Source organism: Brevibacillus sp. 1238 (genome assembly GCF_029892995.1).
GTDB classification, from domain to species: Bacteria; Bacillota; Bacilli; order Brevibacillales; family Brevibacillaceae; genus Brevibacillus; species Brevibacillus parabrevis.
In genome coordinates this window covers 345058-369246 of the sequence record NZ_JARXWC010000001.1, presented here as the reverse complement: position 1 = coordinate 369246, position 24189 = coordinate 345058, and the positions used below count along the sequence as shown (strand labels likewise).

The 24189-nt window shown below is 54.6% G+C and carries 23 protein-coding genes and 3 riboswitches; of the genes, 2 read left to right on the top strand and 21 right to left on the bottom strand.

Annotated features, from left to right (window positions below; all coding sequences use genetic code 11):
- Positions 1-178 precede the first annotated feature (178 nt).
- The 15 genes from purU to M2298_RS01595 all read right to left on the bottom strand — a co-directional run bounded on the left by purU (position 179) and on the right by M2298_RS01595 (position 15981).
- Positions 179-1054, bottom strand: coding sequence for a formyltetrahydrofolate deformylase (gene purU, locus M2298_RS01665; RefSeq protein WP_122963020.1), 876 nt, complete (start codon positions 1052-1054; stop codon positions 179-181).
- 149 nt (positions 1055-1203) lie between these two features.
- Positions 1204-2082 (bottom strand): lipoyl synthase, encoded by an 879-nt coding sequence (gene lipA, locus M2298_RS01660; RefSeq protein ID WP_280648145.1) that lies wholly within the window; start codon positions 2080-2082, stop codon positions 1204-1206.
- The gene (gene gcvPB, locus M2298_RS01655) at positions 2063-3547 is read right to left on the bottom strand and encodes an aminomethyl-transferring glycine dehydrogenase subunit GcvPB (RefSeq protein ID WP_429827470.1); all 1485 of its coding nucleotides are present in this window, start codon (positions 3545-3547) and stop codon (positions 2063-2065) included. Before gcvPB ends, lipA begins: the two co-directional genes overlap by 20 nt.
- A gap of 25 nt (positions 3548-3572) precedes the next feature.
- The gene (gene gcvPA / locus M2298_RS01650) at positions 3573-4907 is read right to left on the bottom strand and encodes an aminomethyl-transferring glycine dehydrogenase subunit GcvPA (protein ID WP_429827471.1); all 1335 of its coding nucleotides are present in this window, start codon (positions 4905-4907) and stop codon (positions 3573-3575) included.
- Between the two features lie 23 nt (positions 4908-4930).
- The gene (gcvH, locus tag M2298_RS01645; protein WP_274875030.1) at positions 4931-5320 is read right to left on the bottom strand and encodes a glycine cleavage system protein GcvH; all 390 of its coding nucleotides are present in this window, start codon (positions 5318-5320) and stop codon (positions 4931-4933) included.
- Positions 5321-5373: 53 nt separating this feature from the next.
- Positions 5374-6489, bottom strand: coding sequence for a glycine cleavage system aminomethyltransferase GcvT (gene gcvT, locus M2298_RS01640; protein ID WP_280648142.1), 1116 nt, complete (start codon positions 6487-6489; stop codon positions 5374-5376).
- Between the two features lie 20 nt (positions 6490-6509).
- Positions 6510-7382, bottom strand: a complete 873-nt coding sequence (gene sdaAA / locus M2298_RS01635) for an L-serine ammonia-lyase, iron-sulfur-dependent, subunit alpha (protein ID WP_122963014.1) — start codon at positions 7380-7382, stop codon at positions 6510-6512.
- A 1-nt stretch (position 7383) separates the two neighbouring features.
- A complete protein-coding gene (locus M2298_RS01630) occupies positions 7384-7902 on the bottom strand; it encodes a serine dehydratase beta chain (RefSeq protein ID WP_122963013.1) in 519 nt (172 codons plus the stop codon).
- Between the two features lie 15 nt (positions 7903-7917).
- Positions 7918-9171 (bottom strand): serine hydroxymethyltransferase, encoded by a 1254-nt coding sequence (gene glyA, locus M2298_RS01625; protein ID WP_280648234.1) that lies wholly within the window; start codon positions 9169-9171, stop codon positions 7918-7920.
- A 103-nt stretch (positions 9172-9274) separates the two neighbouring features.
- A riboswitch (glycine riboswitch) is annotated at positions 9275-9355 on the bottom strand.
- A 2-nt stretch (positions 9356-9357) separates the two neighbouring features.
- Positions 9358-9461: riboswitch (glycine riboswitch) on the bottom strand.
- A 14-nt stretch (positions 9462-9475) separates the two neighbouring features.
- The gene (gene lpdA / locus M2298_RS01620) at positions 9476-10888 is read right to left on the bottom strand and encodes a dihydrolipoyl dehydrogenase (protein WP_280648141.1); all 1413 of its coding nucleotides are present in this window, start codon (positions 10886-10888) and stop codon (positions 9476-9478) included.
- Positions 10889-11017: 129 nt separating this feature from the next.
- Positions 11018-11356 (bottom strand): iron-sulfur cluster biosynthesis family protein, encoded by a 339-nt coding sequence (locus tag M2298_RS01615; RefSeq protein ID WP_167470236.1) that lies wholly within the window; start codon positions 11354-11356, stop codon positions 11018-11020.
- A gap of 229 nt (positions 11357-11585) precedes the next feature.
- Positions 11586-11690, bottom strand: a riboswitch (glycine riboswitch).
- A gap of 189 nt (positions 11691-11879) precedes the next feature.
- The gene (locus M2298_RS01610) at positions 11880-12296 is read right to left on the bottom strand and encodes a VOC family protein (protein WP_122963009.1); all 417 of its coding nucleotides are present in this window, start codon (positions 12294-12296) and stop codon (positions 11880-11882) included.
- A 106-nt stretch (positions 12297-12402) separates the two neighbouring features.
- Complete coding sequence (locus M2298_RS01605; protein WP_173596134.1) at positions 12403-13512, bottom strand: mandelate racemase/muconate lactonizing enzyme family protein; 1110 nt, start codon at positions 13510-13512, stop codon at positions 12403-12405.
- A 31-nt stretch (positions 13513-13543) separates the two neighbouring features.
- Complete coding sequence (locus M2298_RS01600; RefSeq protein WP_173596133.1) at positions 13544-14950, bottom strand: YfcC family protein; 1407 nt, start codon at positions 14948-14950, stop codon at positions 13544-13546.
- A 164-nt stretch (positions 14951-15114) separates the two neighbouring features.
- Positions 15115-15981 carry a LysR family transcriptional regulator gene (locus M2298_RS01595; RefSeq protein ID WP_122963006.1) on the bottom strand — a complete coding sequence of 289 codons (867 nt, stop codon included), beginning with the start codon at positions 15979-15981 and terminating at the stop codon, positions 15115-15117.
- Between the two features lie 69 nt (positions 15982-16050).
- On the opposite strand from M2298_RS01595, the gene M2298_RS01590 reads away from it, so the two are divergent.
- The gene (locus M2298_RS01590) at positions 16051-16203 is read left to right on the top strand and encodes a hypothetical protein (protein WP_167470235.1); all 153 of its coding nucleotides are present in this window, start codon (positions 16051-16053) and stop codon (positions 16201-16203) included.
- A gap of 93 nt (positions 16204-16296) precedes the next feature.
- Positions 16297-17247 carry an ABC transporter substrate-binding protein gene (locus tag M2298_RS01585; protein WP_122963005.1) on the top strand — a complete coding sequence of 317 codons (951 nt, stop codon included), beginning with the start codon at positions 16297-16299 and terminating at the stop codon, positions 17245-17247.
- 314 nt (positions 17248-17561) lie between these two features.
- Here M2298_RS01585 and M2298_RS01580 read toward each other — a convergent pair whose 3' ends face one another.
- From M2298_RS01580 to M2298_RS01555, 6 genes are all read right to left on the bottom strand, one after another.
- Positions 17562-18281 (bottom strand): YebC/PmpR family DNA-binding transcriptional regulator, encoded by a 720-nt coding sequence (locus tag M2298_RS01580; RefSeq protein WP_122963004.1) that lies wholly within the window; start codon positions 18279-18281, stop codon positions 17562-17564.
- Between the two features lie 211 nt (positions 18282-18492).
- Positions 18493-19437, bottom strand: coding sequence for a metal ABC transporter substrate-binding protein (locus M2298_RS01575; protein WP_173596131.1), 945 nt, complete (start codon positions 19435-19437; stop codon positions 18493-18495).
- Between the two features lie 18 nt (positions 19438-19455).
- The gene (locus tag M2298_RS01570) at positions 19456-20316 is read right to left on the bottom strand and encodes a metal ABC transporter permease (RefSeq protein WP_063228571.1); all 861 of its coding nucleotides are present in this window, start codon (positions 20314-20316) and stop codon (positions 19456-19458) included.
- Entirely contained in the window at positions 20316-21059 is a 744-nt protein-coding gene (locus M2298_RS01565; RefSeq protein WP_122963002.1) for a metal ABC transporter ATP-binding protein, read from the bottom strand. Before M2298_RS01565 ends, M2298_RS01570 begins: the two co-directional genes overlap by 1 nt.
- Before the next feature lie 294 nt (positions 21060-21353).
- On the bottom strand, positions 21354-22727 hold the full coding sequence (locus M2298_RS01560; protein ID WP_167470242.1) for an NAD-dependent succinate-semialdehyde dehydrogenase: 1374 nt from the start codon (positions 22725-22727) through the stop codon (positions 21354-21356).
- A 65-nt stretch (positions 22728-22792) separates the two neighbouring features.
- A complete protein-coding gene (locus M2298_RS01555; protein ID WP_122963000.1) occupies positions 22793-24175 on the bottom strand; it encodes a hypothetical protein in 1383 nt (460 codons plus the stop codon).
- Positions 24176-24189: the final 14 nt, after the last annotated feature.

The following is a 24189-nucleotide window of genomic DNA, read 5'->3' as shown; positions in this document are numbered from 1 at the left end:
AAAAGTCAAATGCCCTATCATTACGAGCAAAAGCCAACACCTATCCTGTCCAAAAAAATTCGTCATTTTCATACGAGTTTTTCCTGGAAATCGGATTAGGAGATCATCGGCTTTCGGTCACCCTTTCATTTTTCGATAGGGCAAGCGTAACAAAGCCTGAAAAATAAGCAAATATTTTTTAGGCAAACACGATCGTCTTGTTGCCGTACACGATGACTTTGTCCTCCACGTGCCAGGAGATCGCCTGGGCCAAAACGTTTCGCTCGACGTGGCGGCCTGCCACTTTCAAATCTTCTTCCGTATAGCGATGGTTGACGCGAATCACGTCTTGTTCGATGATCGGGCCTTCATCCAGATCGTTCGTGACGTAGTGCGCCGTTGCCCCGATCAGCTTCACCCCGCGCATGAAGGCGCGCTTGTACGGATTCGCCCCGATAAAGGCGGGCAGGAAGGAATGGTGAATGTTGATAATCTGATTGGGAAAATGGGTAATAAAGCGCGGAGACAAAATCTGCATGTACCGGGCCAAAACGATGAAGTCGACATTGCCCTGCAACAGCTCAAGCGCCTTGCGCTCTGCCTCTTCCTTGCTCTGGGTCGCAAGCGATATGTGATGGAACGGAATGCCGTACGCTTCCACCGTCTCTTTCGCATCCGGATGATTGCTGATGACCATGGGAATATCGACGAGAATTTCCTGCGATTTGACTCGCCAGAGCAGCTCGACAAGGCAATGATCCATTTTGGAGACGAAAATCGCCATGCGTTTTCTTTGGCTTTCCTTGCTGAGCCGCCAGTCCATCGGGTAATCCTCGGCCATTTTGGCCAAGTCCTGCTCCAACTGTGAAAATGCCGTCGGAAGAGAGTCGAGGTCAAACAAAATGCGCATGAAAAACATCCCGTCGCGCGGGTCTGTCGTGTGTTGGTCGAACTGAACGATGTTCGCTTTGTAGCTGAGCAGCAGATTGGAAACGGCAGAGATGATGCCCAATCTCTCCGGGCAAGAAATCAAGAGGACGGCGCGGTTCTCATTTTTTGCAGGCTCGTGGTTCATATGTATGTTCCTCCCATTCTGGATGCTTTTCCCTCTTCATAGACATAGACTGTCCAAAACCGTTGGAAAAGCTGCGATCAGCTTTCATGGCATGGACAAACAAACAAGCAAGCTCCCGCCCTGTCAAGCAACAGGCGCGGGAGTCGCGTTTATTTGGCAATCGTCGCTTGCGCCACCTGCTCATGCGCATGGTAGGAGCTGCGGACGAGCGGCCCTGATTCCACATGGGCAAAGCCCAGCTTCATTCCCAGTTCCTTAAATTCGCGAAACTCATCCGGCGTGTAGTATTTCAGGACGGGCAAATGCTTTTTCGTCGGCTGCAAATACTGCCCGAGCGTCATAATATCGCAGTTGACGGCGCGCAAGTCGTGCATCGTCTGCACGATTTCCTCGTCCGTTTCCCCTACGCCAAGCATGATGCTGGACTTTGTTTTCTGCCCGGGCCGAAGCTTTTTCGCATTTTGCAAAAGCGTCAAGGAACGCGGATATTTCGCTCTCGCCCGCACCCGATCCGACAGGCGCTCGACTGTCTCGATGTTGTGGTTCAATATGTCCGGCTTTTCGGCCAAAACCGTCGCCAGCGCCTCCTCCGATCCGCCGAAGTCGGGAATCAATACTTCGATGCCTGTCAGCGGATTGCGCTCGCGAATCGCCCGGATCGTCTCCGCGAAAATCGACGCTCCGCCGTCGCGCAGATCATCGCGCGCAACCGAGGTGACGACCACATGCTTCAAGCCCATTTTCGCTGTCGCAATCGCTACCTTTTGCGGCTCTTCCTGGTCAAGCTCGGTTGGCAGGCCCGTTTTCACGGCGCAAAAGCGGCAGGCGCGCGTGCAGATGCTGCCCAAAATCATGAACGTCGCCGTGCGGTTGCTCCAGCATTCGTAGATGTTCGGGCATTTCGCTTCCTCGCATACGGTGTGCAGGTTGCCGCCGCGCATGATCGCTTTCAGCTCTTTCATCTGCTCATTCGTATGCAGCTTGATTTTCAGCCATTCCGGTTTTCGCTCAGACGAGGGCACCTTCATTGGCTTGGCTCCCCTCTGCTTTCGGCACAGCGTTTTCCTCTGCCGGCTTCCGATAGCGCAATACGGGCTTGCGCGCCGCCGTCACCTCATCCAGACGCGAGACAATCGTCGTATGCGGAGCTTCCTGCACAATCGTCGGATTTTCCTCCACTTCTTTCGCAATCGCAATCATGGCGTCGATGAACTGATCCAGCGTCTCTTTCGACTCCGTCTCGGTCGGCTCGATCATCATGCACTCATCCACGATCAGCGGGAAGTAAATCGTCGGCGGGTGATAGCCGAAATCAAGCAGACGTTTGGCAATGTCCAGCGTGCGCACGCCCAATTTCTTTTGTTTGCGCCCGGACAGGACAAATTCATGCTTGCAAATGCGGTCGTAAGGAAGATCGTAGTACGGCGCCAGCTTGCGCATCATGTAGTTCGCATTCAACACGGCTTCCTGGGAGACGCGCAGCAACCCTTCCGGCCCGTTGGCGCGAATGTAGACGAACGAGCGCAGCAAAATCCCGAAGTTGCCGTAAAACGCTTTGACCCGTCCGATCGATTGCGGAATATCGTAGTCGAGGCGATACGTGTCGCCCTCCTTGACCACCTGCGGACGCGGCAAAAACGGCACCAGCTCTTTTTTGCAGCCGATTGGGCCAGCGCCAGGACCGCCGCCGCCATGCGGCCCGGTAAACGTCTTGTGCAAGTTCAGATGCACCACATCGAAGCCCATGTCTCCCGGGCGAGCGATGCCCATGATCGCGTTCGCATTCGCTCCATCGTAGTACAGCAAGCCGCCCGCCGCGTGGACGATCTCGGCAATCTCCTGGATGCTTTCCTCAAACAAGCCGAGCGTGCTCGGATTCGTCAGCATCAATGCAGCCGTGTCTGCTCCCACGACTTTGCGCAGCTCCTCCAGATTGACGTTTCCCTGTTCATCAGAAGAAATCGTGACCGTCTCCAAACCAGCGACTGCCGCGCTCGCCGGATTCGTCCCGTGCGCCGTGTCAGGCACGATCACTTTCGTCCGTTTTTCCCCGCGGCTCTCGTGGTAAGCGCGAATCATCATCAGCGCCGCCCATTCGCCCTGTGCTCCCGCCGCAGGCTGCAAGCTAACCGCATCCATCCCGGTAATTTCCGAAAGCTCCGCCTGCAAGTCGTACAATACCCGCAATGCGCCCTGCATCGTTTCCTCCGCCTGGTACGGATGAATTTTGGCAAAGCCGGGGTAGCGAACGACATCTTCGTTGATTTTCGGATTGTACTTCATCGTGCATGAGCCGAGCGGATAAAAGCCGGAGTCGATCCCGTGGTTGCGGTTGGACAGCCCGGTGTAGTGACGCATCAAGTCCAGCTCGGATACTTCCGGCAGCTCCGCAGGCTGCTTGCGCAAATACTGTGCGGGGAAAACTGCGTCCAGCTCCACCTCTGGGACATCGCTCTCAGGCAGGCTGTAAGCGACGCGACCCGGCTTGCTCATTTCGAAAATCAGCTCTTTTTCCTTGTTAGTTTGCACGGCCAATCTCCCCCAATCCTTGGACAAGTGCGTCGATCTCTTCTTTCGTGCGTGCTTCCGTCACAGCCAAAAGCATGTGGTTGGCCAGCTCAGGGTAATCCCGCCCGAGGTCGTAGCCCCCGACGATCTTTTTCCTCAACAGCTCGCGGTTGACTTCGCCTACGCTTTTCGGCACCTTGAGCACAAATTCGTTGAAAACAGGGCTGTGGTAAACGAGCTGGCAATTGTCCAGCTTCGCCAGCTCGCGCAGCGCATACTGGGTCTTCTGCACGTTCAGCCGGGCCATTTCCTGCACGCCGCGCTTGCCGAGGGCGGTCATGGCGACAGAGGCAGCCAGAGCGTTCAGCGCCTGGTTCGAGCAAATATTGGACGTCGCCTTCTCCCGGCGAATGTGCTGCTCGCGCGCTTGCAGCGTAAGCACGAATCCGCGGCATCCTTCCTGGTCAACGGTCTGGCCGACGATTCTTCCCGGGATTTTGCGCATGAGCTTTTCCTTGACGGCAAAATAACCGCAAGATGGCCCGCCAAGCTGCATCGGGATGCCAAAAGGCTGCGCTTCGCCGACGACGATATCGGCGTTGTACGCTCCCGGCGGCTGCAACACACCGAGGGCCAGCGGGTTGGCACTGACGACAAACAGCGACTTGTGCTGATGCGCGATTTTCTCAAGCGAAGCCAAATCTTCGACTGCCCCGAAAAAGTTCGGGTACTGCACCATGACCGCTGCCGTCTGTTCGTTTACCGCTTGCTCCAACGCTTCCAGGTCAGTCACGCCGCCCTTGCAGCCAATCTCGATCACTTCATAGCCTTGAGCCTTGGCATTGACCCCGAGAATTTCACGCGCTTCCGGATGTACCGCTTTCGACACGATGACATTTTTTCCGGCAACGCCGCCGACAGCCAGATTCGCCGCTTCCGCCAACGCCGTCGGCCCGTCGTACATCGACGAGTTCGCTACTTCCATCCCGGTCAGCTCGCAAATCATCGTCTGAAATTCAAAAATCGCCTGAAGCTCTCCCTGACTGATTTCCGGCTGGTACGGCGTGTAAGCCGTGTAAAACTCCGAACGGGAAATCACGTGGTTCACGGTGCTGGGAATGTAATGGTCGTAGATGCCCGCTCCGAGAAAATAGGCGTATTCGCTGCTGTCGACATTTTGTCTCGCCAGCTTGGTAAAATGCCGCACGGTTTCCGGCTCGGACAGCGCAGTCGGAATTTGCAGGCTGCCTTGAAAGCGGATCGCTTCCGGGATGTCCGCAAACAGCTCCTCTACGCTAGACAGACCGAGAAACGACAGCATCTCTTGCTTGTCTTCCGTTGTCATTGGCAAGTAACGATAGTTCACACTTATCCCTCCAAGGCAAAATCTGCATATTGTTCCGCAGAAAGCAGCTCGGACAGTTCATCCGGATTGCTGATTTCCACGACGATCATCCAGCCGCCGCTGTACGCATCGCTGTTGATGACTTCCGGGCTGTCTTCCAGCTCGCTGTTCACTTCCACCACTTTGCCGCTCACTGGCGAAAACAGGTCCGATACCGCTTTGACCGACTCGACCGAGCCCATGCTTTGATTCGCGACAACTTCGGCACCCACTTGCGGCAGATCTACAAATACGAGATCCCCGAGCTGGTTTTGCGCAAAATCGGTGATTCCCACGCGCACTCTCGTTTCGCTCAGCACCTCGACCCATTCGTGTTCCCTGCTGTACAACCAACCTTTGACGACTTTGCTCATGTCCTGATCTCCTTTGACTCGTTCGTATTCGGATTCATCCGTTTCCTGATTTTTTAGCGTTTGTAAAAAGGGGATTTGACCGTTACCGCCTCGACCCGCTTTCCGCGAATCTCCACAGCAAGCGGCGTGTCTACAGCTGCGTACTCTGCGCGGATCAGCGCCAGCCCCAAGTTTTTCTTCAATGTCGGGGATTGCGTGCCAGAGGTGATGTAGCCGATCGGCTCATCCTGCTCCCCTGCTTCTTGCGCAAACACAGGATAGCCTGGGCGCGGAATCCCTCTGCCGATCAGTTCGACGCCGACGAGCTTGCGCGGCACGCCTGCTGCTTTTTGCTTTTGCAGCGCCTCTTTGCCGATGAAGTCCTGTTCCTTTTGCAGCTTCACGGCAAAGCCGATCCCGGCTTCAAGCGGCGTGATGTCGGCCCCCAGCTCTTGCCCGTACAGAGGCAGTCTTGCTTCAAAACGCAGCGTGTCCCGCGCGCCCAGTCCGCACGGCAGCACGCCGTCTGCTTTGCCCTCCGCCAAAATTTTTTCCCAGAGAGAAGGCGCATCTGCCGCAGACACGTACAGCTCGAAGCCGTCTTCTCCGGTGTAGCCTGTGCGCGATACGAGCGCCTTGATGCCCGCGACATCCACGTCTTGCTGGAACCAGAAATAGCGGATTTGCGACAGGTCAGTTGCGGTCAACCGTTGCAGCACCTGCTCGGCAAGCGGGCCTTGAATCGCCAGTTGAGCCGTCGCGTCGCTCACATTTTCGACCGTGACCTCGCCTTTGGCATGCGAGACGATCCAGTCTACGTCTTTGTCGATGTTGGACGCGTTGATCACCAGCAAAAATTTTTGCTCGCCCTGCTTGTAGACAAGCAGATCGTCCACTGTGCCGCCATCCGGGTAGCACATCGCCGCGTACAGCGCCTGATTCGTTTGCAGCGTCGTCACGTCGTTCGTAATCAGCGACTGGACAAACGCGCTGGCGTCAGGGCCTTCAATCATGACCTCACCCATATGGGACACATCGAACAGTCCTGCCTTCGTCCGTACCGTGTGATGCTCTTCGATAATACTGCTGAACTGCACAGGCAACTCCCAGCCGCCAAAGTCGATTACCTTGGCGCCGTGCTGGGCGTAGAGCGGGTAGAGCGGCGTTCGTTTCAAAGCTTGAGCTTGCATCCAGCCTCATCCCTTCGTCTTCATTTCATGATTCTCTCTTTGACCGCCTCTCCGGTTGGCGTCACGGCAAGTCCGCCGAGAGCCGTCTCGCGGTAGGCGCGGGGCATTTTTTTCCCGATCTCGTACATCGCTCCGATCACTTCATCGCACGGAATCTGGCTTTCGATGCCAGCCAGCGCGATATCGGCTGCGGAAAAGGCGATGGAAGAACCGATCACGTTGCGCTTGATGCACGGCACTTCCACCAAGCCTGCAACCGGATCGCAGACAAGCCCGAGCAACGATTTCAAGGCGATGGCAGCCGCATGAACCGCCTGGCGCGGCGTCCCTTGCTTGATCTCGACGAGCGCGGCAGCAGCCATCGCTGTAGCAGATCCTACTTCTGCCTGGCAGCCTCCCGCAGCACCCGAAATAAACGCGCGGTTGGCGATCACATAGCCGATGGCGCTTGCCGTGAACAGCCCCATCACCAGATGCTCAAACGTATATTTTTGATTTTCGTGCAGCGAAAACAGGCAGCCGGGCAAGATTCCTGCCGAGCCCGCTGTTGGCGTCGCGACGATGATTCCCATGCGGGCGTTCATTTCCGAGGTGGCAAAAGCGAACTTCATCGCATCCCCGACAATCGGCCCTGTCAGCTGCTCCCCTTTTTCCAGGTAGCGCTCCAGCTTGTAGGCATCGCCGCCCGAGATGCCGCTTGGGGCGAGGGACTGATCGGACACTCCCTGATCGATCGCCTCTTTCATCCGGACGAGCCGCAGCTTCATCGTTTCCACAATCTCCTGCTCCGACCGCCCGCTTTTCGCGCTCTCGCGGGCCACCATCACTTCTGCTATGCTCCTGTTGGTCGATTCACAGAGAGCGAGCAGCTCTGTCATTGAAGTAAAGTCCATGCTATGCTCCCCCTACCGCAGCCTCGCAGCGTGTATTGTGCCAAAGCTTGTTGCGCAAGTCATCCAGATCGTACGGCGCGTTCAACGGAATATCGACAGCGAACTCGTTCACGTAAAACACTTTCGAGATGCCGCCGCCGAGCGAGACGCCGCCGATGACGGCGATATCGCGTGCTGTGCGGGCCTGGATCATGACGGTATTGGGATGATCGTAGTACGGGCAGTCGCCCCGCTTTTCGAATACGACCTGCAGCCCTTTCGCCGCTGCCAGCTCCAGCGCTACGCGTATCCGGCTGTCATCCGTGTCCATCCCGAGCAAGCCGCCGACCACTGCCTTGTCTGTCCCGTGCCCTTTGTACGTTTCCGAAAAAGAGTCGTAAAACACAATCGTCGCTGACTCGATTTCGCCGCCGAGAAAATCGCGGACGAATTTTCCGATCGTGACGACTCCCGCTGTATGCGAGCTGGAAGGGCCAACCATGATCGGCCCGATAATATCAAAGCAGCTGTTGTATACCATCGTCGCTCCTCCTGCTTACCTCACTGCGAGCTGTTGATACAGCGGATACGATTCGCACAGCCCGCGAATTTCGCTTTTCACCCTGGCGGTCGTCGCTTCGCTGCCCTTGTCTTTGAGCACAGCGGCAATCGCCCGGCCAATCGTCTCCATATCCGCTTCCTTCATGCCGCGGGTCGTAATCGCAGCCGTGCCGATTCGCACGCCGCTCGTCACAAACGGACTTGCCGTATCGTACGGAATCGTGTTTTTGTTCACCGTAATGCCTGCCGCCTCCAGCAGATGCTCCGCTTCTTTGCCTGTCAAATCCCACGGCCGCACATCGAGCAAGACCAGATGGTTATCCGTTCCCCCGGACACGAGCGTCGCCCCTTCGCTTTTCAGCGTTTCCGCCAATGCCGCGGCGTTTTTCACCACTTGCTGCGCGTAGGTGACGAAGCTCGGCTGCAACGCTTCTTTGAAGGACACTGCCTTGGCGGCGATCACATGCATGAGCGGCCCGCCCTGGATGCCCGGGAAAATGGCCTTGTTGATCCCTTTGAAAATTTCTTCGTCGTTCGTCAGGATGATGCCGCCGCGCGGGCCGCGCAATGTTTTGTGCGTCGTACTCGTCGTGACATCTGCGTGCGGAACAGGCGAAGGATGCAAGCCTGCGGCGACCAGTCCGGCGATGTGCGCCATGTCCACCATCAGCTTGGCTCCGACTTTGTCCGCGATTTCCTTGAAGCGGGCGAAATCGATCTGGCGCGGATAAGCGCTCGCTCCGGCAATCAGCAGCTTCGGCCGCTCGCGCAATGCTACAGCCTCGACTTCTTCATAGTCGATCCGGTGCGTATCTTCGCGCACGCCGTAAGCGACGACATTGAACCATTTACCCGACAGGCTGACAGGGCTGCCGTGCGTCAAATGCCCGCCGTGGGACAAATTCATTCCCATGATCGTATCGCCAGGCGAAAGCAGGGAGAAAAAGACGGCCGTATTCGCCTGCGCCCCGGAGTGCGGCTGCACGTTCGCGTACGTTGCGCCAAACAAGCTGCTCACCCGTTCGATCGCCAAACGCTCGACGACATCGACATGCTCGCAGCCCCCGTAGTACCGTTTTCCCGGGTAGCCCTCCGCGTATTTGTTGGTCAGTACGGACCCCATCGCCTGCATCACTTCTTCGCTGACGAAGTTCTCGGAAGCAATCAGCTCCAATGTTTGATGCTGCCGCTGCCGCTCGTCTTCCATCGCCGCCAAAATTTCTTGATCGCGCTCCTGCAAACTCACGATATCTCCCCCGTTTCAACTTTTGCTCGCTACCTTTCCCAAGCGTACGAACGCGAAAAAAGGACAATGGAAAGATAGACTCCTTTTTCGGAAAAAATCTACCTTTCCTCTGTCCTTTTTACCTGAGAGTTTGGCTTCGGTTCGCGAAGCTTTCCCCTTGGGTGGCTTGTCCAGCGCTCTCCAGAGGTGCGTCCAATCGTGGTACTCTTTACCTGAGAGATTAATCCCAAGGGTTTTTGGGACTTGCTCCTTCGGTGCCAGCCAGTGCGGCCAGTCTCTCCCACGATCATCATCCGCCGATATGCAGTTATTTGTTCAGTTGATGAATGCCGTGCCCGAGCGCTCCTTCTGCCGCTTCCATGATGATTTCTCCCAGGCTCGGATGGGCGTGGATCGTCTCGGCAATATCTGTCAGCGTATGCCCTTTTTCAATCGCCAGGGCAACCTCGCCGATCAGATTGGACGCTTCCGGCCCGATAATCTGCGCTCCCAGCAGCAGCCCCGTCTCCTTGTCGCCCACGAGCTTCACGAAGCCTTCCCCGACGTTCAGAGACAGTGCCCGCCCATTCGCGGCATAAGGGAACTTGCCAACTGCCACCTCGTGTCCGCGCTCTTTGGCTTCCGACTCGGTCAGTCCCACACTGGCAATCTCCGGATCGGAGAACACGACAGCGGGAATCTTTTTGTCGGTGAGCTTGCTGTCTTTGCCAGCGATGGCTTCCGCCGCGATTTTGCCTTCGTACGACGCTTTGTGGGCAAGAGCCGGGCCTTCCACCAGATCGCCGATCGCATACAGGTGCGGAATGCTCGTTTGGCACTGTTGGTCGATCTGGATGAAGCCGCGCTCTGTCAGCTTGACAGCGAGCTTTTCCAATCCCAGCCCCTCGATGTTCGGCCGTCTGCCAACCGTAACAAGCACATAGTCAGCGGTCGCCTGACGCTCTTCGCCTTTTTCCGCATAGGTGACGCTGACCTGTTCGGCTGTTTGTTCCGCCCCTTTGGCCAGCGCTTCGGTGTGCACTTCCACGCCGAGCTTTTTCAGCTTCCTCGCCACCAGACGCGACAGTTCTTTTTCAAAGCCGGGCAAGATCGAGTCCGAGCCTTCCAAAATCGTCACCTTCGTGCCCAGCTTGGCAAATGTCTGCCCCAGCTCGATCCCGATATACCCGCCGCCAATGACCAGCAAGCTTTTCGGCAATTCTTCAAGCGCCAGCAGTTCTGTCGAGGAAAGAATGCGGCCCGCGAATGGAAAGGCTTTCAATTCGATCGGACGCGAGCCTGTCGCGAGAATCGCTTGCCGGAATTGCACCTGTATGCAGTCGTCGCCATTTTTCACCTCAACCAGCTGCTCGCCGACAAGCTGCGCTTCCCCGCTGATTCTTTTGATCTTGTTGCCTTTGAGCAGCGAGCTTACGCCTCCGGTCAATTTGTCGACCACGCTGCGCTTCCATGCCTGGACCTTGGCGAAATCGACGCTCACTTCTGCTGCCTGCAAGCCGATGCTCGCGGATTGCGTCATCGCTTCGTATTGATGCGCCGCCGAGATCAGCGCCTTGGAAGGAATGCAGCCGCGGTTCAAACATACGCCGCCGACCGTATCTTTTTCCACAATCGCGACCTGCTTGCCGAGCTGAGCCGCCCGGATCGCGGCTACGTAGCCCCCCGGCCCCGCTCCGATCACGAGGACATCCACCTGCTCTACTGTTCCGTTCGTTGTCATTTGTTCTCTCCACCTGTTTTTCTTTTTCTGTGTAAGGCGTCTCCCGCGGTTTTACCCCGCAGGAAGAGGCGCCTGCGCCTGCTTGCAGTCGGCCAACTGCTGCTCGTGCTGTTCTGCCTGTTTCCGTTGTCAACCGCGACGAACAGCGAGCCGATCCGCAAAAGCTTCTTCCGGGCTGGACAAGGCGAAGCCCAGGAAAGGGTCGTAGTCCAGGGTAAGCACATCCCCGAGATGCCGTTTGGTCAACCGATCCATGCAGACCGGAATCCCGTTTTCGTACACGAGCGTGTCGTTTTTGCGCAACTCATCTACTCCGAGCTGGACAAAAAATCCGCAACCGCAGTCGCCGGAGATCACCACGTCAATCCTGAGCGCGGTATCCTGCGGAAAATTCAGTTTTTTCAGCTCTGCTTGAGCCGCTTTCTTGATCGTAAGCTCCATTTTCGTGATCGCCTGCTCCTTTCCCATCGCGCCACCTTTCACTCGTATCCGTTTCGTTTGGCCGAAATGCAAGCGTCTGCGCCCGCTTTTGTGCAACTCGACGCGACGTTTCATTCAGCAAAAAAGGACAGAGGAAAGATAGAGTGACGAATACTCTACCTTTCCTCTGTCCTTTTTACCTGAGAGTTTAACTTCGGCAATCAATCGGTTCCGAAGTATTCCCCTTGGGTGGCTTGTGCAGCGCTCTCCAGAGGTGCGTCCGATTGTAGTATCTGGTACCTGAGAGATTAATCCCAAGGGTTTTATGGGACTTGCTCCTTCGGTGCTAAACGCGTCGTTTAGTCTCTCCTACAATCATCATCCGCCGCTATTCACTTGTTGGCTAACATTGACATTAGTAAATCACACTCCTTCTGCCGATGTCAATTCTGAAAAAAATTATTATTCAGGTAACCTTATTCGTTTTGCGGCGGGCCGCCATGACGACTGGCATCGCGAACAGGCCAAAAGCGGTAACGCCTGCTTTTGGCCTGTTGATCCACCCTATTTTTTACTGTTGCGAAATCGCAGCCTCATCCATGTACACGTATTCCCACAAATGTCCGTCCAGATCGATAAAGCTCCAGCTGTACATGAAGCCGTGGTCTACCGGGTCTTTAGCCGGCTTGGCCCCTGCTTCGTGCGCTTTGTTTACGATCTCGTCGACTTGCTCCCGGCTCTCGGCTGACAGCGCCACGATGACCTCGGTGCTCTGGGCCGTATCCGTCACGGGCTTGTTCGTGAACGATTGGAAAAACTCCTCCACCAAGAGCATCGCGTAAATATTTTCGCCAATCACCAGGCAAGCGGCATTTTGATCCGTAAATTGCGGGTTGAACTCATAGCCCAGCGCTGTAAAAAAATCAATCGACTTGTTCAAATCTTTCACGGGCAAATTGACAAAAATTTGTTTTGATTGCAGTGCCATTGCGTATCCCTCTTTTCGATAAGTGTTGTGATTGATTAAATCGTACCATCTCTTGGGATACGATGCTTCTTATGGATTGCTAATTACGCCAACTGATTCGCCCCTCCTAAGAAACCTCCGCCGCAAAAACACTCAACTCGCGCACAACAGCCTCATCGACTTCCACGCCAAGCCCCGGACGATCTGCGAGCAGCAAGCGATCCTGCTCGTAGCGAAGCTGTCCGAAGTCGCGGGAGAACATGAGCGGCCCCACCATTTCGTTGGAAAAGATCATCCCTTTTGCCAAAGACAGATGCGCCCCGGCGGCGGTGGCCACGGCTGATTCGACCATCGAGCCAACCTGACATCCCATCCCCGCCATCTCTGCCTGCGCGACCAGCTTGAGCGCCGGATACAGGCCGCCGCACTTCATCAGCTTGATGTTGATCAAATCGGCTGCCTGGCGGACGATGACTTCCCGCATTTCTTTGTCGCCGTGCAAGCCTTCGTCGACCATGACCGGAATGAACGTTTTTTGGCGAACCTCTGCCAAACCGATCAGATCGTCCGCCAAAACAGGCTGCTCAATCCAGTCGAGCTGGCAGTCCTCTACTTGCTTCAACACGCGCATCGTTGTCGCCACATTGCGCCAGCCCTGGTTCGCGTCCACGCGCAGCTGGACGTCCGGGCCAATTGCCTCGCGGACGGCGCGAATCCGTTTGACATCGACAGCCGGATCGCCGCCGACCTTGATCTTGATGCTCGAATATCCGTCTTGCAAAGCTTGCGCCGCCTGGCGAGCCATTTCTTCCGGCGGCAAAATGCTCACAACATAAGGCACCGTCAAAAAGTCGTGCGCTTTTCCGCCAAGCAAATTGTAGACAGGCTGTCCCGCGGCTTTGCCCATGAGATCGTAGCAGGCGATATCGATGGCCGCTTTTGCAGATGGCGCGCAATAGACAGCCTGCTCCATGATTCGGTGAACTTTTTCAATATCAAACGGGTTAGCCCCGAGGACGAGCGGCGCAATGTCTTTCACCAGCATCTCGTACGTGCTGGAAAATGTCTCGCCCGTCACGTGCGGGTCGGGCATGCCTTCGCCGTAACCGACAAGCCCCGTGTCCGTCGTCATTTTGACAATGATGCTCGGAAGCTTGTGAAACGCATCGTAGGCCACGATAAACGGCCGCACCAAAGGCAGCTCGGTCGCAAATACTTCAATCGCAACAATTTTCAACAGGAAACCCTCCATTGCTCACACATTTTTCTTAAAACGGTCCATAGTGCATCCAATTGGCGATGATGACCGCTACCAGCCCAATCCCGAACTGCATCAAAATCAATGGCAAAATCCACTTCGCCCAACGAATCCACGGGATGCCCGCAAGCGCCAGCCCTGCCATGAAGTAACCCGAGGTCGGGAAAATAATGTTGCCGATTCCGTCTGCCAGCGAGAAAGACAGCACCGCCGTTTGCCGCGTCACTCCGACCAGATCAGCCAATGGCGCCATGATCGGCATGGTCAGCGCCGCTTGTCCGCTGCCCGAAGGTACGACGAAGTGAATCAACGCTTGCAAAATGTACATGCCAGCCGCGCTGAGCACAGGCGGAATTTCGTGCAGCATGCCTGACGCATGGAACAACAGCGTATCGATGACGTGTCCGTCGCCAAGCACGACCAGTGTCGCTCGCGACAACCCGATGATGAGAGCGCCCGTGAGCATCCCCGCCGCCCCTTTCATGAACGACTCGATCAACTGATCGGCAGACATGCGGGAAATGAGCGTAATTACGATGGCCAAAATGACGAACAAGGCAGAAATTTCGGTAATGTACCATTGGAATTGCAGGACGCCGTAAATCAAGGCGACGAAGTTAAGCAGGAAGCAGATCAGCACCCATTTGTGCGTTTGGGACAAAGGTTGGTCAGTTGTCGGTGCAATCTGCTCAAACGCTGCGACTCCTTCGCCGTAAAATCCGAGCGAGCGATCTTTTTTCACCTTCATCGCGTAGCGGTAAATGAAGCCAACCGATACGGCATACATGATCACGAACAAGATGATCCGGTAGCCAATGCCCGAGAAAATCGGCAGCTGGGCGATTCCTTGGGCAATCCCCACTGTAAACGGATTCATGATCGCCGTCGTAAAACCGATCGAGGCTCCTACCAGGACAATCGCGGTTCCCGTGATGACATCAAAGCCGAGCGAGACAGCAAGCGGCACCAAAATCGGGATGTAAGCCAGCGTCTCCTCCGCCATTCCGGTAAACGCCCCGGCAAAGGCGAAAAACAGCATCATGATCGGGATCAGCCACTTTTCCTTGTTCCCGAGCTTTTTGGACAGCGAGCGGATAAAAGCGTCGACAGCTCCTGTCGCAGTCAGCACGCCAAACGCTCCTCCGATGATCAAAACAAAGAAAATAATTTCTCCTGCGTCCACCATCCCCGTGTGGATCGCGCTAAACAGGGAAAAAACGGAGACGGGCGTCTGTTCAATCGCTTTGTACGACTGTGGATCGACGACGTTTCTGCCGTTCACTTCCACGCGGGCGTATTCTCCCGCCGGAACGACGTGGGTGAGAAACGTCGCGATGAGCAGCACGCCAAACAACAGCACGAAAACGTTGATTCCTCTCTTGCGTCTTGCTGCTTGTTCTTTGCTGTTTGGAAGCACTTCCAACTCCCCCTTTTTTTATTATTCTGTTTTTTTATCGTAGTCGATTTGATTCGGCATGAAAAATGAGGTTGTTCAATGATAACCATAAATAAATCCATACTTCGCCACACAAAAAAACGACCCCCGGAATCGCTTCCGAAAGTCGTATACCACGGCTTCATTCAAGCCCGAAAAGTCGGCCACACATCAAGCACCACGTCGACGAAACTGCTGACGGTGCTGTAATCGCGCTGGTCGCGCGGATAAATCAAGTAAGTCAAAAGCCTTTTCGGAAAGCGGTGCAGCACTTGCAGCGTTCCCTGCCTCACTTCTTTTTCAATCATGACGTCGCTGATCAAGGCAATCCCCGTCTGGGACATAACCGCCCGCTTGATCGCCTCTTCGCTGCCGCATTCGATCGTCCAGAGCGGTTTGCAGCCGATCTCTTCCAAACATTCGCGAATAACGCCTTCCAGATCGTACGTAATGAACGGATGCTCCGCAAAAAGCTCCTCGGCGCTGCGCGACTTGACCAGGAGCGGACTCGCTACCAGCACCAAATCTTCCTGATCGATCAAAATTTCCTCAATCCCCGGCCGATTGCACTTCCCGGCGACAATCCCGATATCCGCCCGGTTCGACTCCACCAGCTTGATCGTCTCCTTGCTGTTGTAACAGAGCAGCTTCATCTGCACTTGCGGATGCACCTTCACGTAAATGCTGAGCAGTTGCGACAAGTAATAGCTGCAATAAAACTCGGGCGCCGCGATGGTCAAATTGCCGTACGGCTTTTCCAGCCGCCGCAAGTCTTGTTCCAGCTCGTCCAGATTTTGAAACAGCTTGTCTGTATGCTTTTTCAACAGCTTGCCTGTCGGCGTCAAAAACGTCCTTTTTCCCACCCGGTTCAGCAAGGTATGGCCGATGTCTTGTTCCAGCGCCTGGATTTGCAGGCTGATCGTCGGTTGCGTATAGCGCAAAATTTCCGCAGCCTTGGTGAGATTCAAACATTCCGCAACGACGTGGAACGTCTTCAAGTGGCGCAGCTCCATCCCCATCACCCCAAAAGCTCAGTTAGACTTTCGTTTCGTTTTGTATTTGTCCATCGTAGAACATTTGCTGTGAACAGACAATACGAAAACCGCACCGAAAAGCCTGTCTCGCAGGAGGGCGAAAAGCCGCTTGGCGCTGACGGATACTGCTTCGTCATGGGGCGATGGCTCTTGGTGACGGAAAAAGCTTACGGGAGAATGTCTGAAAATGTTCAGGAATGAAGCAGCCCTGGCTCATTCGGGTACCCTATAATTTACTGTGATGATCTCCCCTGCCATAGACAGACCATATATGTACGATCGGAGTGACGAGAGATGTACAAAAAGCTACTGGCCATCCCTGTGACGGCTGTTTTTCTGTTGCTTGCCGCATGCGGCGCGGGTTCCGGAGGGCAAACCGCAGACGGCTCGCCTGACGCAAAGCCGACCAGGTCCATTCAATATTTGGGCACTGCCTATAAAATTCCGGCGCGAACCAAACAAATCGCCTTTGTCGATTCGCGAAGCAGCTTTGAAGACTCGCTTTTGCTCGGCATACCGCCGTTCGCCGCAACGGTAGAAAAATCCGGCGCGTTCCCGCAGGAATACGCCTCGATTACGCAAAATACGCAAAAGCTCCCGGCAGACATCGTCGAGCGGATTGATGACCTGAAAGCTCTCTACCCGGACACTATCCTGACCTCTGACAAGACGCCTGCGGAAAAGCGCGCCACGCTGGAAAAGGCAGCGTCCGTGATCCCTATTTCCTCGAACGGAGCGCACTGGGAAGACAACCTGCGGCTTTTGGCTGAAGTGCGCGGCAAAGACGCAAACGTGGATGCGATTGTGAGCAAGGTAAGAACCAACATCGAAAATACGCGGGAAAAGCTTGCCCCGCTGAAGGATAAAAAGGTGTTGGCTGTCTGGTTCCACGAGGGCGCTTTTGTCGTCTCCCCGAAAAACGAACGGTACAACTATTTGCTCTACACCGATCTCGGGCTGGCGACACCAGACGTTGTAGAACAGGCAAAAGAGCCTGTATCGCTGACGCTTGAACAACTGGCCCAGACAGACCCCGATTATTTGTTTGTCATGGTCGACAAAAGCAGCGACCCCGGCGCAGAAGCTGCCTTTGAACAGTTGCAGCAAAAAAGCGAATGGAGCAACCTGCATGTGGCCAAAGACGGACGGGTTTACGTCAACGCCGTCAATCCGGGCTTGGCCGGGGGCACTGCCTACAGCAACCAATCCTTCATGAACGCGATTTCCGCCCGCATGTTGAAATGATGTATAAGAGCACAAAATCGGACCATACTATACTTATCGAGCTCGGTGGTGTGTTTTCAAACAGGCTGTAGTCCCTAACGGAGGCGATGTGCCATGGATGATTTACACGATCACCTAGTGAGTAAGGAAAACCGCAACACTGCAATAAGCTTCTAACTTCACACTGGAGGTAGATGCGTCGCACGTGATGATCGGTAACACCTCAAAACTAGCGAGCTCGATATATGCCGTCTCCTTTTAGGAGGCGGTTTTATTTTGCCCATGAAAAAAAACCTTCGCAGCAACTGCCAGCAAAGGTTTTTTCACGGACAAATTTATTCTCCCAGATCAACGTTATGGTACACCTGTTGCACATCGTCCAGGTCTTCCAGCGCATCGATCATTTTTTCAAACTGGGCTTGCGCCTCTTCGTCCAGCGTTACTTCGTTTTGAGCGAGCATGGTCAGCTCCGCTACGGTAAACTCGGTAATGCCCGCTTTTTTCAGCGCTTCCTGTACAGCGTGGAACTGCTCAGGCTCGGCGTAGACGATGACAGCTCCGTCTTCGTCCAAAATGTCGCGCACATCGACTTCGGCTTCCATCAACAGCTCAAGCACTTCCTCGGCGGTTTTGCCTTCGAGGCCGAACACCGCAGTCGGGTCGAACATGTAAGCGACAGATCCGGTCACGCCCATGTTTCCGCCGTTTTTGTTGAAAGCGGCGCGCACTTCAGACGCTGTGCGGTTTACGTTGTTGGTCAAGGCGTCCACGATCACCATCGAGCCGTTCGGGCCGAAGCCTTCATAACGCAGCTCGCTGTAGCTTTCTTCCGATCCGCCCTTCGCTTTCTCGATTGCGCGGTCAATAATCGCTTTCGGTACACTGTATGTTTTGGCACGCTCCAGGACGACCTTCAGAGCGCGGTTCGACTCTGGGTCCGGCTCGCCTTGCTTCGCCGCTACATAAATTTCCTTCCCGAACTTGGCATATACGCGACTGGTGCTCGCATCCTTCGACGCTTTTTTCTCTTTGATATTGTTCCACTTACGACCCATAAATTCCCACTCTCTTTCAACGTCACAGATTGATTGCTTGCAAGACTCCGTAGTCCATTTTCACACTCAACTATTATACCTCAATCTCGTGTTTTTTTACGAGAAAATCATTTCGAAAAGTTCATCCGCCTCTTGTTGCGGACAACTCCTCCATCGGCTAAAAAAGCACAGCCCCCCTGGATGGAGAGCTGCGCCGTGTACGACTTGCTTTCTATTTTTTCGTCAAGCCTTCGTAGATTGTCTTAATATTCCACTCCATCATTTTGATGTACGTATCGCCATCTTCGCCTGGCTTGCCGAGCGAGTCGGTAAACACTTTTCCGACGATCGGCACGCCGGTTTCCCGGGATACCATCTCCATGCTGCGCGGGTCAATGCTCGTTTCCACGAACAGAGCCGGAATTTTTTTCGCGCGGATCGTATCGACTACCTGGCTGACTTGCTCAGGCGTTCCCTGGTTTTCCGAGTTGATTTCCCAAATGTAGGCGGCGTCGAAATCGTATGCTTCGCTGAAATATTTAAACGCTCCTTCGCTCGTTACGAGAACGCGCTGTTCACGCGGAATTTGATTGTATTGCTTGACTGCCTCTTCGTGCAAAGCGCGCAGCTTTTCGATGTACGCTTTTGCATTTTGCTCGTACGTGTCCTTGTGCGCCGGGTCGACCTTGATCAGTGCGTCTCTGGCATTTTCCGCGTACTTGATGCCGTTGCGCACATCCAGCCACGCATGCGGATCTTCTTCGCTCTCTTTGCCTTTTGTCGTCAAATGCTTGGCGGCTACGCCTTCACTCATGCGGAACACGGGTGCATCTTGTCCAGACTTGCCTGCTGTGTGCATCAGCTTTTCAAACCACGAGTTTCCTGCTTCCAGATTCAAGCCGTTGTAGAACACGGCATCGGCATCCGTCGTTTTTTGCACGTCGGCTGGCAACGGATCGTATTCGTGCGGGTTCGAGCCGACCGGAGCCAAGCTGTGAATTTCCACGCGATCTCCGCCCACATTTTTCACAATGTCATACAGAATCGAATACGTTGTCACTACGTGCAGCTTTTCATTTCCAGTTTTTACCTCTTGATTGGAACTTTGCGGCGCACCGCACGCGGCGAGCAGGACGGATGAGATGAGAAAGACGAGAAACAGATTCCATTTTTTCATGACGAGTTCTCCTTTTATTTACTTCGAAAGCTCGGCTCTTTTTTGCCGCACTCGAATGGATTTCCATACAACTCCGTGCTTTTTCGAGAACAGGAAGGCCAGAAGGAACAAACCTGTCGCCACCATTACGATGGTTGCCCCCGAAGCCAGGTTGTAGGTAAAGCTGAAGTACAGGCCGATAATCGCTGAAATGACTCCGAAGCTCGCTGCCAGGAAAATCATCACCGACAGTCTGTCTGTCAGCAAATAAGCTGTCGCTGCGGGAGTAATCAGCATGGCGACCACCAGCACGATTCCCACGGTTTGCAGCGACGCTACGGTGACCATCGTCAGCAACGTCATCAGCAAATAGTGAATCAGATTGTTGCGCAGACCGTACGCCGCCGCAATCGTCGGATCGAAGGACGTCAGCAGCAGTTCCTTGAAAAACGCGTAGACGGTCACAATCACAATCACGCCGATCCCGACCGTCACCCACATGTCGGACGGTCGCACTGCCAGAACGTTCCCGAACAAAATGTGATACAGGTCCGTGCTGCTTTTCAGCATCGTAATCATGATGATTCCCAAGGCAAAAGCGGAAGTGAACAAAATTCCGATCGCCGTATCATTTTTAATCCGGCTGTTTTGGCTGACATATCCGATCCCGATCGCTGTAAGCACCCCGGTGGCGACTGCGCCCAGGAAAAAGTTGATCCCGAAGGCATACGAGAGCGCCACCCCCGGCAAAACCGCGTGGGAGATGGCATCGCCCATCAACGACATCCCGCGCAAAATGATGAAGCTGCCAATGACCCCGCAAATGATTCCCACCACGACTGATGTAAACAATGCCTTTTGCAAAAAATCATATTGTCCGATCGCTTGTAAAAATTCCATTACGCAGTTACCTCGGCCTTCTCCAGAAATTGCAGCTGATGCGCGTAAGCTTTGGACATGACTTCCCGGTTCAGCACCTCATCGACTGCTCCAAACTTGATCAATTCCTTGTTCAAAAGCAGCAGCTGATCGAAATACGCATTCGCTTTGCTCAAGTCGTGGTGGACGACTACGATCGTTTTGTCCTGAAGCTGAAGCTCCTTCAAAATATGGATGATCGTTTCCTCGCTGGCGACGTCGATTCCGACAAACGGCTCGTCCAGAAGGAGCAATTCCGGTTTTTGCGCCAGTGCCCGGGCCAAAAATACGCGCTGCTGCTGCCCGCCTGACAACTCGCCGATCTGCCGCTTGGCGAAGTCCTCCAGTCCCACTTTTCGCAGGCACTCCATCGCCCACAACTTTTCCTTTTTTTTCGGAAATTTGAATAATCCGACGCTTGGATATGTTCCGATGAGAACCGTATCCATCACCGTGATCGGAAACGTCCAGTCGATTTGGCTTCGCTGCGGCACATAAGCGATTTTCTTGCGCACCTCGCTTACTTCTTTGCCGTAAAACAGGACGTCTCCCTTGTCTTTTCCGATCAACCCCAACATGGCTTTGATCATGGTCGATTTGCCTGCGCCGTTCGGGCCGATGATGCCCACCATGCTGCCCTGCTCAACCGCAAACGATACACCCTGCACGACCTCAACTCCAAAATAGGAAACGTGAAGCTCTCTGACTGACACAGCACTATTCATGAGATTCCCTCCAAAAATAATCAGTCGTTTTATTCTCGCTGTTGCGCTACATCATCCGCTCTGGTTGTCCCGACTCACTTATATATGCTTATACACAAAATTGTAGTTATTAACCAATAATATTCGCCATGGCAAAATAATATGCTTGTGTATAAAAATGTTTCCCTGATGCAAAATTTACTGGAAATCGTTCTCACTGTCAACCCTTAATTTCATTTTCTAGGGAATAAAGAAAAAGCACAGCCCGCATATCACGCGCTGTGCTCTTTGTTTATTCACTTTGCCATCTGTTGGTTACACCAGTTGCAGCGAAATGTATTTGACCTCCAAATATTCTTCGATTCCTTGGTGACTGCCTTCCCGGCCGAGACCGCTTTCCTTCATGCCGCCAAACGGTGCTTGCGCGACAGATGGCCCCCCGTCGTTTACCCCGACAATGCCGTATTCCAGATTTTCCGAGAACATGAATGCCCGCGTCAACGACTGGGTGAAAACGTAAGCCGCCAGTCCGTACGGTGTCGCATTCGCGCGTCTGATGACGTCCGCGTCGTCGGAGTACGTGCTGACAGGAGCAATCGGCCCGAACGTCTCCTCTTGCATGCAGAGCATTTCGTCTGTGACCTCCGAGAGCACAACAGGCTTCAAGAAATAGCCGACCGCACCTTCCAGCTCCGGATTGCCATGCAGCACAGCCCCTTTGGAGATAGCGTCGTCTACCTGCTGCCGGACTTTTTTGACCGCTCTGTCATCGATCAGCGGGCCGATCTCGACATGGTCCTCTGTCCCGACACCTACGCGCAGCGCAGCGACCGCTTCTGTCAGCCTTTGCAAAAATGGTTCTTTCACAGCCTCGTGCACGTAAATCCGGTTGGCGCAAATGCACGTTTGCCCGGCGTTTCGGAATTTGGACTGGATCAAGCCTTTGACAGCCGCTTCGAGATTCGCATCTTCTGCCACGATGAACGGCGCCAAACCGCCCAGCTCCAGAGACAGCTTTTTCACGGTGTCCGCCGCTTTTTTCATCAAGAGCTTGCCCACAGGCGTCGATCCGGTAAACGTCAGCTTTTTCACGCGAGAATCTTCCATCCAGACGTCGACCACTTCTCCCGCCCGCGAAGTAGTGACGATGTTGATCACACCTGCGGGGATGCCAGCCTCCTCGGCGCATTCCGCCAGCAACAGCGCCGTCAACGGCGTCTGTTCCGCTGGCTTGGCTACGGCCGTGCAGCCTGCGGCAAGCGCCGGAGCGAGCTTGCGTGCGATCATTGCCGCCGGAAAGTTCCACGGAGTAACCGCAGCCACGACACCGACAGGCTGCTTCTGGACGATGATCCGTTTGGAGACGGCAGACGACGGGATCGTCTCCCCGTAAATCCGCTTCGCTTCTTCCGCGTACCATTTGATGTAGCTGTTGGCATACTGCACCTCGCCCCGCGCTTCTGCAAGCGGCTTGCCCTGCTCCATCGTCATCACGTAGGCGATTTCATCGAGTCTGGCTTCAATGGCCTGATGCCAGCGCTCCAGAAGAGTGGCCCGCTCGTAAGCCGTCGTTTTCGACCAGCTTGCAAAAGCGGCTTGCGCGGCATCGACTGCCTGCTTCGCTTCTTCCGCACCTGCGTCCGGCACACTGCCAATCGTCGCGAGCGTCGCCGGATTTTGCACGATCATGCGCTTGTCAAGTGTCAGCCATGTTCCGTTCACGTAAATCCCTTTGTTCCACTCTTGTTGTTGTTTCACGCCGCTTTTTCCTCCTGTTCATTGGCTGTAAACAATTTCTCTTTTTCTCCGCGCAACCAATCTTTTCCATATAATAAAACGCACAGCAAAATTCCCGCGCCAAAAGCCATCGCTGCGCCTTTGATCACCAGAATGGCTCCGACGACTCCGGCGATCCCCAAATCGCGCTGGCTGCGCGCCTGCATCACGCCAATTCGCACGCTGACGTAGCCTTGCACGAGCAAGGTCAATGCCACTGCAACACCGAGAATCGGCTGAACGAGGCTGACGATCGGCAACAGCAGCAGACCTGTATTCGTTCCCCAGCGGAAAGAGCCTGCGCCCCCGAAAAAGGAGTTCATCGCCTGCTTGCCTTTTTTGAACCGCTCCACGACCACGACCTGCATCGCTGCCCACATCGGGCCGCACATCGTAATATCTGGTCCGATCAGGCTCATCAGCATGTTGCGTCCGCCAAAAATCATGTGCGCCCGGTCAGGATTGTAGTCGACTTTTTCATCGAGACGCACCTGGTCAGATTCGGATAACAGCGCTTTCGTTTTCAGCACATCGCCAAAGACGACAAGGTAAGTGGCGAACACCGCAGGAAGCGCCGTGATGAAAAAGGACAGCGCCGGCAGCCCCAAGCCGAAAACCGTATACTGCGACCAGAGCGTGGCGAAGTCCGGTTGGCTGAATCCCCACTGAATGTCCGGCCACTTCGCTTCCCCGAAGATCGGCGCTACGAATACCGCCAACAAAATCGCAGGCAAAATCCCCAAATTGCCGAGCAGCGCCCACAGCTTGCCTTTTTGCTTCAATCCTTCAAAATGCTTGGAAAATACGAGATAAAAGCAGAAACCGATACAAATCGCAATCGTGTACGGGAACAGGTCGAACTTCCCGCCTTTTTCAAAAATCGAGGTGATCGCGCCAATCCCCGCGCCGAGGATAATGCCTGATTTGATCGCGTTCGGCACGAAGTTGACTACCCGTTTGGCAAGCCCGGTGACGCCCAAAATAATCGATAGCAGCCCAAGCGTCAACTGGAAGGCAATCAGGGCGTACACCCGATCCGGCCCTTCGGGAAATTGCCCGACAAACAGCACGATCAACGGAATCGCAGGGGTAATCCAGCCCGGAATGACCGGATCGCCCAGCAAGTGGTGCAGCAAATACAAGAAGCCATTTAAAATGACGACAGCCAAGCCGACCTCAAACGGCATGCCAAGGTGATCGGCAAGCAACGTGATGGCGCCGAGATCGACGGCGCACATCAGCAATCCTTGCAAGTAATCAGGCCATTCAAAACGATAATGCACGAACGGCAGGCGAATTTTGAACGGGCCAGCCGGAATATACGGAGTCTCTGCACCATCTTTGCGTTGCTTCCACTTCATGTGATATCCCCCTC